This is a genomic window from Streptomyces sp. NPDC002809, assembly GCF_040295435.1.
Taxonomy (GTDB): domain Bacteria; phylum Actinomycetota; class Actinomycetes; order Streptomycetales; family Streptomycetaceae; genus Streptomyces.
Window position 1 is genome coordinate 68068 of sequence record NZ_JBEOVJ010000035.1, and the last position, 9369, is coordinate 77436.

Below are 9369 nucleotides of genomic sequence, written 5' to 3' on the forward strand. Positions count from 1 at the left end.
TCATCTAGCTGGCGCCTTCTCGCTCTTGCACAGGAGCATCGGGTGTGGTGGCCGGCGAGGTCACGGGGTCCGGGGACACGGTCGCCGGATCGGTGCTCGGTGTCCCGGAGCCGGCGGCCGGTGCGGACGCGGACGTCTCGCCGGCCGGCTCCCCGGCACCGGTGCTCGATGCCGCTCCGGTGAGTTGCGCGGACGGTTCGACGCGGACCGAGGCGGCGGATCCGGTCCCCGTGGCCGAGGCGTTTCCGGCACCGACGGCGCCACCGGTGCCGGTCGCGCTGCCCTCGGTCTCCCGGGTGGCGGACGGCAGGATGTCCTGAGTCGCACCGGGTGAGACCAGGGCCCCCGGGGTCTCCCCCAGCGTGGCCGGCGTCCGTACCTCTTCCGCCTTCTGCTGCTCCTCCTGGCCGGAGAGCGGCAGAACGGGCGCGCTGGAGTTGCCTCCGAGCAGGGCGACGACGAGCGTCACCGCGTAACCGACGCAGATCGCGGCCAGGACCCAGCCGAGCCGCCGGAGCGTCTTGCTGCGCCTGCCGCTCTCATCGACGAAGACCGGGCCGTCGGAGCCTTCCGGAGCGCTGGGTTCCGGGATCAGCTCGGAGAGCTGCCGTCCCAGTCCGTCGAGCTGGATGGTGACTTCGTTCGGCTCATGGGTGTGCCCCGTACGGGCACCTTCACGCCAAGTTTCCACAGTTGTACGCACTTTCCCCACTCAGGACCGGGTGCGCGCAACTGACCGGATCTGTGCCGCCGGACCGGGCCCCCACCCTGTCCGCGTGCGCCCCCTACCACAGTGCACCCGGGCCATGAATGTAGCGCACGCCGACGCCGCTCCGGCCCGCAGACGGGTGTTGTTCCTCATGAGAGATACATCCGTTTTCGAACCGTGGTGCGGGCACTGCCCCGGGGAGTCCGGTAGCGGGAGCACGAGGTGGGAGCGCACGCCGGGGTGCACGCCCCTACGCGCCGGTCGCGGCACCTCAGCAGCAGTTCCGATCCCCGGTTCCGACCAAGGGCTGTCCCGTAGTCCGTGGTGGATCAGCGCGCGGCGTCGGCTGCGGTGCATCGCAAGGCGGAGGGCGTCCGCGTACTGGATGCATCCGGGCGTTCCGGCAACGCGGCGAGGTGCCGTAGCTGTCGTCGTGCGCCCGCCAGGGATTACGGGACAACCGTTGGTCTTGAGTCCCACGCCGGCTGCGTAGGCGCCCGGCGGCCGTGCAGGGCGTCGTGGAGAGGCAGAGCGCCCTGAGTGCGCGGCCCGGCGGTAAAGGCGCCTGGCCAAGTTCCTTCCCCGACGGAACCCGCGCCGAAGATTGCCGGACACCGGCAATGCGGCAGGATCTGCCGCGCATGCATGATGGTGCCCGCCGACAGAAGCGGGGGATGTGCGGTGGAAGCAACAGTGGAAGCGGCCGCGGCCCGCAGCGTGGCCCGTGCACGCATGGGATCGGGCCTGGCGGTGACGGTCCTTCTGCTGCCCTTCGGCGGCTACGGACTGGCCCGGACCGGGGCGGTCCCCGAAGGCACACCGATCGTGCTCGGCCTGCTGTGCGTGATCGTCGGCTTCGTCCTCCTCCCCGCACTGTGCGAGGAGCGGGCCCCGTTCCGGCACTCGTCGTCGAGACTGACCTCGCGCACCCTGACCGGCGAACGGTCCGTCGACCTGAACCGGATCACCACGGTCCGGCTGCTGACGACCTTCTCGTACGGCAGCACGTACCGCACCCTGGTGGTGCGCGACGCCCATGGTGTGCGCCTTGGCATCACGACCGAGAGAAGCCGCAGGAAGCTGCGGCGAGCAATCGAGAAGGCGGACGCGGACGCCGCGCGGGGTGTCCCCGGGCCCCGGGTGAGCCGTGCGGCCCGGACCCATCTGGGACTTGCGCCGGGGCGAGGTCTCGCCGGCCACACCGTTCTCGGCTTTCTGCTTCTGACGGTGTCGGCGAGCATGTACGTGGCCGTTGTGCTCCGACTCGGCGGGCAGTGAGCGCCGGACCACGGCGTCACGCTCCGAAGCCGTCACACGCCACCGCCGGTCCGGAAACAGCTACCGCAGTGCCGCGGCAACAAAAAACGAGGACCCCGCTGCCGGTGGCAACGGGGTCCTCGTTCACATGGGAATTGTGGAGATGGCGGGAATCGAACCCGCGTCCAACGGTGCGGAACCAGGGCTTCTCCGAGTGCAGTTCGCTACGCTTTTCTCGGCCCCGGAGGTCACGCGAACAAGCCTCCGACAGGCCCAGTCACTGTTTGATTTCCTTCCAGGCCCCGTGACCGGGCTTAGAAGTTTAGATCCCTAAGTGATGCCAGGATCCGGGTCGGGATCAACCCCGGGCTGACACTCCGCAGAGTCTTCGCTCAGCTGCTAATTAGGCAGCGAGGGCGAAGGCGGAGGAATCGCGCTTTGAAGTGGCGATTATTGTTTGCGACATATGGTTTACGAGATCATTGTCGCTTCCTCGACTCGCTTCCCCTGCCTCGACATCCGCTGTCGAAACCGATCATCCCCATGTTGATTTTTCAAAGGTGGTACACACCCCGTGGGGTGCAGTGCCATCGTACGTGACCAACGCACGACGATGCCAGCGTATTCCTGCCGCACCGGCCGGCAGCCACTGGCGCGGGGTGCGCTCAGGCGCTCCGCTGGCGGCGGCGGGCCGCCGAGATCGCCCGGTTCGTCTCCCTCGTGTCCTGCTTCTCGCGCAGTGTCTGCCGCTTGTCGTACTCCTTCTTGCCCTTCGCCAGCGCGATCTCGACCTTGACCCGGCCGTTGGTGAAGTACAGGGCGAGCGGCACGATCGTGTGCCCGGTCTCCTGCGCCTTCGACTCCAGCTTGTCGATCTCGGCCCGGTGCATCAGCAGCTTGCGCTTGCGCTTGGCGGAGTGGTTGGTCCAGGTCCCCTGGACGTACTCGGGGACGTGGATGTTGTGCAGCCACGCCTCGCCGCCGTCGATCTGCACGAAGCCGTCCACCAGGGAGGCCCGGCCCATGCGCAGAGATTTGACCTCGGTGCCCATCAGCACGAGGCCGCACTCGTAGGTGTCGAGGATGGTGTAGTCGTGGCGCGCCTTCTTGTTCTGCGCGACCATCTTGCGCCCGGTGTCTTTTTCCTTAGCCATAGTGCGGCCATTTTCGCACTACGACCCACCCCCGAGGCCACTCAATACCGTCTCGGCCCGCTGCTGGGCCCGTGTGCTCACCGCGAGGTCCGGGGTGATGCCGTGACCGTCGACGCTGCTGCCCGCCGGAGTGCGGTAGTGCCCCACGGTCAGCTCGGCCACGGAGCCTCCCGCGAGCCTGCTCGGCATCTGGACCGACCCCTTGCCGAAGGTCCGCGAACCGACCGTGACCGCCCGGCCCCGGTCCTGCAGCGCGCCGGTCAGGAGCTCGGCCGCACTCATGGTCCCGCCGTCGATGAGGACGACGACGGGCCGCTCGGTGTCGCCGCCCGCCTCGGCGTACAGGGCACGCTGCTCGCCGTGGACGTCGTACGTGGCGACCAGGCCGCCGTCCAGGAACGCGGAGGCTGCGGTGACGGCCTCGGTGACGAGTCCGCCGGAGTTGCCGCGCAGATCCAGCAGCACACCGGCGCCCGCGGGCGCCCCCAGGACCGCGTCGCGGACCGCGTCGCCGGATCCCTTGGTGAACGAGTCGACCTCGATCAGTACAGCTGCGGAGGAATCGGAACGGTCCGGTCCGAGCCGCTGCACGGAGACCGTCTCGGTGGCGAGACGGGCCCGCCGCAGCGTCTCGGTCCGGGTGACGGAGCCCCGCTGGACGCCCAGCACGACGGTGGTCCCGGCGGCCGCGCCGGTGCGGTCACCCCGCAGCAGCGCCACGACGTCGGAGACCGGGCGGCGGTCCACCCGGCTGCCGTCGACCGTGCGCAGCACATCGCCCGCACGGATTCCGGCTCCTTCGGCGGGACTGCCGGGCTGGACCCGGGCGACCGCGACCAGCCCGTCGGCGGAGCGTCTGGCGGCGATCCCGACGCCCGTGTACGAGCCGTCGAGGGCCTGCTCGAACTCCTGGTACTCCCGCTCGTCGTAGACCGCCCCCCAGCGGTCCCCGCTGCGGCTGACGACCTCCTCGGCCGCCTCCGTACCGGACTTGCCGTCGGCCACGGCCTCGGCCGCCGCGTCGGCCACCGCGTCACGGTCGGCGGCGGCAGCGACGGACCGGGTCTCCACCTCGGTGTCGTGCCCGCCCCCGTGCGGCAGCGAGCCGGTCGCGGCGGCCGTGGCGAGCACACTCGCGAAGACCAATGTCAGGGCCGCCCCGCGGCGAAGACCGCGGGGCCCGACACGACACTCGGGGTCCGGCATGGCGCCGAGTCTAGGACAACGCCCCGACGGCGCACGGCCCGTTGCCCGCGCGCCGCTGGGGCGCTTGTCACACCTTGAGGTACTTGCGCAGCGCGAAGAGGGCGGCAACTGCGGGCATCAGCAGCCCGATCGCCAGGACCAGCGGGAGCTTGGTGAGGACGGCCTCCCAGCCGATGAAGTCGATCAGGTTCAGCTTGTCCTGGAGGGCGAGACCGCCGTCGATCAGGAAGTAGCGCCCGGCCAGCAGCATGACGCAGGCCAGTACGCCGCCGATGAGACCGGCGAACGCGGCCTCCATGATGAACGGCATCTGGATGTAGAAGCCGGAGGCGCCGACGAGCCGCATGATGCCCGTCTCCCGCCGTCGGCTGAACGCGGACACCCGGACGGTGTTCACGATCAGCATCAGGGCGATGACGAGCATCAGCGCCATCACGAAGAGCGCGGCGACGTTCATGCCGTTCATCAGACCGAAGAGGTTGTCCAGGATGCTTCTCTGGTCCTGGACCGACTGCACCCCGTCACGCCCGGCGAAGGCGGTGGCGACGACCTTGTACTTCGTGGGGTCGTGCAGCTTGACGCGGTACGACTCCGGCATCTGGTCCGGCGTGATGTTGCCGGCCATCGGGGAGTCGCCGAACTCCTCCTGGTAGTGCTTGTACGCCTCGTCGGACGACTCGTAGATCACCGTGTCGACGACGTCCATCTTCCTCAGATCGCTTTCGATCTGCTTCTTCTGCGGATCGGTGACCGCACCCTTGGCGCACTGGACCACCGTCTCCGCATCCCCCTTGCCACAGAGGTAGATGGAGACGTTGACCTTGTCGTACCAGTAGTCCTTCATCGTGCTGACCTGCTCGCGCATGAGCAGCGCGCCACCGAACAGGGCAAGCGAGAGGGCGACGGAGACGACGACGGCGAAGGTCATCGTGAGGTTGCGACGGAGGCCGACGCCGATCTCCGACAGGACGAACTGGGCGCGCATGGCGTCCTTTCAGTGCTGGGTGCTCAGTGCTGGTAGCCGTAGACGCCGCGCGCCTGGTCGCGTACGAGACGGCCCTGCTCGAGCTCGATGACGCGTTTGCGCATCTGGTCGACGATGTTCTGGTCGTGGGTCGCCATGATCACGGTGGTGCCGGTCCGGTTGATCCGGTCCAGCAGCTTCATGATCCCGACCGAGGTCTGCGGGTCGAGGTTTCCGGTCGGCTCGTCCGCGATCAGCAGCATGGGCCGGTTGACGAAGGCCCGCGCGATCGCCACGCGCTGCTGCTCACCACCGGAGAGCTCACCGGGCATCCGGTCCTCCTTGCCGCCGAGACCGACGAGGTCGAGGACCTGCGGGACCGCCTTGCGGATCTCACCGCGCGGCTTGCCGATCACTTCCTGGGCGAACGCCACGTTCTCCGCGACGGTCTTGTTGGGAAGGAGGCGGAAGTCCTGGAACACCGTGCCCAGCTGGCGGCGCATGTGCGGCACCTTCCAGTTGGACATGCGCGCGAGGTCCTTGCCGAGGACGTGGACCATGCCCTGGCTGGCGCGCTCCTCGCGGAGGATGAGACGCATGAAGGTGGACTTGCCGGAGCCGGAGGAGCCCACCAGGAAGACGAACTCACCCTTCTCGATATCGAGAGACACATCCCGTAGAGCGGGACGGCTCTGCTTCGGGTAGGTCTTGGAGACGTTGTCGAATCGGATCACGGATGCACCACGGTCGGCCGGGAGTAGGTGTGCGTGACCATACGCGAACCGGGCTCAGGCGTGCAGGCGCGCGTACCGGGATGGGTGATTTACGGTGAAACGGCAGCGGTCCGGGGTCCGCCGGGCGGTAACGGACCGGGAACGGACCGGGAGGTATCCGGCGGGCCGCGCCGAAATCCGTGCGAGCTGGCACAGTGGTAGGGGGAACGGTTGCGTTTCCCTGAGCGTTGTGCGGAGAGAAGGCTTGTGCGGCTCCGCCGCGCGGGAGGAGGAAAGCGCATGACCTATGACCGACTGGTGTGCGCGAACTGCGCGGCGCCCGTGAACGAGGGGCGTTGCCCCGTGTGCCGGGCGAGCCGTGCGCGACTGCAGCAGGAGCAGGAGCAGGGACCGTTCGCCGGGCTCAGCCCGGCGATGCTGATCGCCCTGATGGTGGTGCTGCTGGCCGCGCTGGCGCTGCTGGCGCACCAGACCGTGTAGCGCACCTGCCCGCCCACTCTTTTGCCGGACCGGCAAAACGTTCGTTCTCGTAGGCGCTGATACACGTACAGGGGCCCCGGATACCGATCGGCATCCGGGGCCCCTGCGTGCGTACGTGTACGCGTACCGCTGCTGCCCGTCAGGCGGCGGTGCGGCCGTTGGCCAGGCGCGGGAGGATCCGGAAGCCGATGCCTCCGGCGATCATCGTCGCGGCGCCGACCAGCAGGAACGTGGTCTCGGCGGCACCGGTCTCGGCGAGCTCGTCCTTGCCCTTGCCCTGCTCGACCGGCTGGTTGCCGACCGAGTCGGTGTCGGTGTTGTCCGCGCACTCGGCACCGTCGAGGTCGACGGTGCAGGTGTCGGTGTCACCGGTGGTGGAGCCGGTGTCTCCGCCGGTCGCACCGCCGTCGGTCGAGCCGGCGGAGGCCGAGCCGTTGGAGCCGCTGCCCTCCGAGGCCGACCCGTTGGAGGTGCCGCCCTTGGAAGCGCCACCTTCCGAGGCGGAACCGTTCGACGTGTTGCCCTCGGTCGTCGGACCCTCGGTCGTCGGACCCTCGGTCGTCGGACCCTCAGTGGTCGGACCCTCGGTCGTCGGACCCTCGGTCGTCGGACCCTCGGTCGTCGGACCCTCGGTCGTCGGACCCTCAGTGGTCGGACCCTCAGTGGTCGGACCCTCGGTCGTCGGACCCTCAGTGGTCGGACCCTCGGTCGTCGGACCCTCGGTCGTCGGACCCTCGGTCGTCGGACCCTCAGTGGTCGGACCCTCGGTCGTCGGACCCTCGGTCGTCGGACCCTCAGTGGTCGGGCCCTCCAACGTGTTGGCGCCGCCGTCGTCCTCGCCCGTCAGGCTCCCGATAACGGTGGTCTCGGGTTCACCGGTGCCGACGGCCTGCGCCGCGCCCGCAACGGTGAGCGCGGCGCCTGTGGCGATGACCGCACCCGCGGCTATCCGCGCAACGCGTACTCGCGTCTTCTTCGTCATGTGCTGCTACCCCCAGTAGCTGTTCTCGTCGATGGAGCAGCCATATGCGGGGCATGGCCCAGCGGGGTTTGCTCCGAACGCCGGCCTACGTCGTGCCGTGGCCATGCCGCCCGCCCCCGATCACACCTGTCCCAGACATACGCATGCTGCCCTAGCACCCTGTCCACAGTTAAGGACTACGTCAAGGCCGTTCTGTGCAATGTGGACCGGTTTAAGCAGAGTTGATCCTCGTTCAGAACCACGACTGTGACGCACTCACCACGTGGCCCCCGCAACTCGCCACGCCAACTCACTTCACCCCGGGTCCGTTTCGGACGTCTGCAGGTCGCCCTGCGGCCATGTCCGGTTCATTCGAAAGGATCATGATCTGGACATCCGACCGCCCCGACTCGTCCCGAACCCGGTGAACCCATGCAGAAGCGAACCGCCGCACTCTCCCTGACGCTCGCTGTCGCCGCCCTGATACCGGCGGCGCTGCCTGCGCAGGCCCAGTCGGACTCCTCCGGCCACTACGCCACCAAGACCCCGTACGCACCGCAGCAGAACCTGCGGTCGTACCAGCCCGCCCCCAAGGGCTTCGTCCCCGTGTTCACCGAGAACGTCTCCCGCCACGGCTCCCGCGCAGCCTCCGACAGCGAGGACGGCGACCTGATCCTGGCGCTGTGGGACAAGGCACGGGGCGAGGGACAGCTCACCGCCACCGGCGAGCGGTTCGGCGGGGAGACGAAGGCGCTGCTCGCCGCCATGGACAAGATCGGCTACGGGCAGCTCAGCGGGCGGGGCGTGCGCGAGATCCAGGACACCGCCGCGCGGCTGGAGAAGCGGCTTCCCGGACTCTTCAAGCAGATCGCCGCGGACTCCGAGCAGATCAACGTCACCAACTCCGGCAAGGACCGTGCCGTCGACAGCGGCGACCTGTTCGCCGAGGCCCTCGCCGAGAACGACCCGGCCCTGGCACCGCTCATCACGCCGGCCAGGACCGATGCCGACCTGCTCTACTTCCACAAGTCGGCCGGCGGTGCGGAGTACCGGGACTACGTCGACAACGACGAGCGGCTCGCCGCCACCCTTGACGGGATCACCGACCAGCCGGCCTCGCACACCGCGGCCCGCAACGTACTGAAGAAGATCTTCAAGCCGGCGTTCGTCAAGCGGATCTCGGCGGGCGAGTTCGACTCGATCGGCACCGAGGTGGAGCTCGCGCAGGCGGTCTACGCCCTCTACAGCATCGCTCCGGCCATGGCCGACGAGGGCGACTGGAACATGAAGCGCTACATCGCCCCCGGTGACGCGAAGTGGTTCGCGTACCTCAGCGACGCCGAGGACTTCTACGAGAAGGGGCCGGGCTTCAACGACAGCGACATCACGTACAAGATGGCGAACGTCCTGCTCGACGACTTCTTCACGAAGATCGACGCCAAGCGGAACGGAACCAGCAACGCCGGCGCGGAGCTGCGCTTCACGCACGCGGAGGAGATCATCCCGCTGGCCGCCCTGATGGGCCTGCCCGGCAGCACGAAGGCCGTCTCGGAGGCCCGGCCGTACACGTACGCCGACAACCCGTGGCGTGGCGAGTCGGTGGCGTCCATGGCCACGAACATCCAGTGGGACCTGTACCGGAAGGGGAACAAGTACCTGGTGCGGATGCTCTACAACGAGAAGCAGACCGCGTTCAGGAAGGGCTGCGAGCCGGTGGCGAAGGGCAGCTACTTCTACGAGGTCGACGAACTGAAGCAGTGCCTCGGCCGCACCGCTTCCTGACCGCCTCCGAGCGCGTACGCGAAGACGGGCGTGGGGGGGGCGGCGCGCCCCGCCCCCGGGGACGGAGGGTGGCCCCCGCGGGGGCGGCCGCGCAAAGTAACGCAGCGAGGGCGACAGCTGGG

General features: G+C 68.8%; 9 protein-coding genes and 1 other RNA gene. 3 read left to right on the top strand and 7 right to left on the bottom strand.

Annotation, left to right across the window (positions count from 1 at the left end; genetic code table 11):
* Positions 1-4: 4 nt before the first annotated feature.
* Complete coding sequence (locus ABT025_RS21520; RefSeq protein ID WP_350996689.1) at positions 5-691, bottom strand: hypothetical protein; 687 nt, start codon at positions 689-691, stop codon at positions 5-7.
* 699 nt (positions 692-1390) lie between these two features.
* Here ABT025_RS21520 and ABT025_RS21525 point away from each other — a divergent pair.
* Positions 1391-1987 carry an HAD family hydrolase gene (locus ABT025_RS21525; RefSeq protein WP_350996691.1) on the top strand — a complete coding sequence of 199 codons (597 nt, stop codon included), beginning with the start codon at positions 1391-1393 and terminating at the stop codon, positions 1985-1987.
* 134 nt (positions 1988-2121) lie between these two features.
* Here ABT025_RS21525 and ssrA read toward each other — a convergent pair.
* From ssrA to ftsE, 5 genes are all read right to left on the bottom strand, one after another.
* Positions 2122-2509, bottom strand: a transfer-messenger RNA (tmRNA) gene (gene ssrA / locus ABT025_RS21530).
* A gap of 122 nt (positions 2510-2631) precedes the next feature.
* Entirely contained in the window at positions 2632-3120 is a 489-nt protein-coding gene (gene smpB, locus ABT025_RS21535; RefSeq protein WP_350996693.1) for an SsrA-binding protein SmpB, read from the bottom strand.
* 18 nt (positions 3121-3138) lie between these two features.
* Entirely contained in the window at positions 3139-4326 is a 1188-nt protein-coding gene (locus ABT025_RS21540; protein WP_350996696.1) for a S41 family peptidase, read from the bottom strand.
* Between the two features lie 67 nt (positions 4327-4393).
* Entirely contained in the window at positions 4394-5311 is a 918-nt protein-coding gene (gene ftsX / locus ABT025_RS21545) for a permease-like cell division protein FtsX (protein WP_326736471.1), read from the bottom strand.
* Positions 5312-5334: 23 nt separating this feature from the next.
* On the bottom strand, positions 5335-6024 hold the full coding sequence (ftsE, locus tag ABT025_RS21550; RefSeq protein WP_024489199.1) for a cell division ATP-binding protein FtsE: 690 nt from the start codon (positions 6022-6024) through the stop codon (positions 5335-5337).
* A 279-nt stretch (positions 6025-6303) separates the two neighbouring features.
* Here ftsE and ABT025_RS21555 point away from each other — a divergent pair, with 279 nt between their 5' ends.
* Positions 6304-6504 carry a hypothetical protein gene (locus ABT025_RS21555; protein ID WP_350996701.1) on the top strand — a complete coding sequence of 67 codons (201 nt, stop codon included), beginning with the start codon at positions 6304-6306 and terminating at the stop codon, positions 6502-6504.
* A gap of 139 nt (positions 6505-6643) precedes the next feature.
* Here ABT025_RS21555 and ABT025_RS21560 read toward each other — a convergent pair whose 3' ends face one another.
* Positions 6644-7486, bottom strand: a complete 843-nt coding sequence (locus ABT025_RS21560) for a hypothetical protein (protein WP_350996704.1) — start codon at positions 7484-7486, stop codon at positions 6644-6646.
* A gap of 411 nt (positions 7487-7897) precedes the next feature.
* On the opposite strand from ABT025_RS21560, the gene ABT025_RS21565 reads away from it, so the two are divergent.
* Positions 7898-9247 (top strand): histidine-type phosphatase, encoded by a 1350-nt coding sequence (locus ABT025_RS21565; RefSeq protein WP_350996707.1) that lies wholly within the window; start codon positions 7898-7900, stop codon positions 9245-9247.
* The last annotated feature ends 122 nt before the right edge of the window (positions 9248-9369 follow it).

Coding starts and splice junctions, on each gene's coding strand:
- ABT025_RS21540 (WP_350996696.1), bottom strand. CDS start 4,326: ATGCCGGACCCCGAGTGTCGTGTCGGGCCCCGCGGTCTTCGCCGCGGG.
- smpB (WP_350996693.1), bottom strand. CDS start 3,120: ATGGCTAAGGAAAAAGACACCGGGCGCAAGATGGTCGCGCAGAACAAG.
- ftsX (WP_326736471.1), bottom strand. CDS start 5,311: ATGCGCGCCCAGTTCGTCCTGTCGGAGATCGGCGTCGGCCTCCGTCGC.
- ABT025_RS21560 (WP_350996704.1), bottom strand. CDS start 7,486: ATGACGAAGAAGACGCGAGTACGCGTTGCGCGGATAGCCGCGGGTGCG.
- ABT025_RS21565 (WP_350996707.1), top strand. CDS start 7,898: ATGCAGAAGCGAACCGCCGCACTCTCCCTGACGCTCGCTGTCGCCGCC.
- ABT025_RS21555 (WP_350996701.1), top strand. CDS start 6,304: ATGACCTATGACCGACTGGTGTGCGCGAACTGCGCGGCGCCCGTGAAC.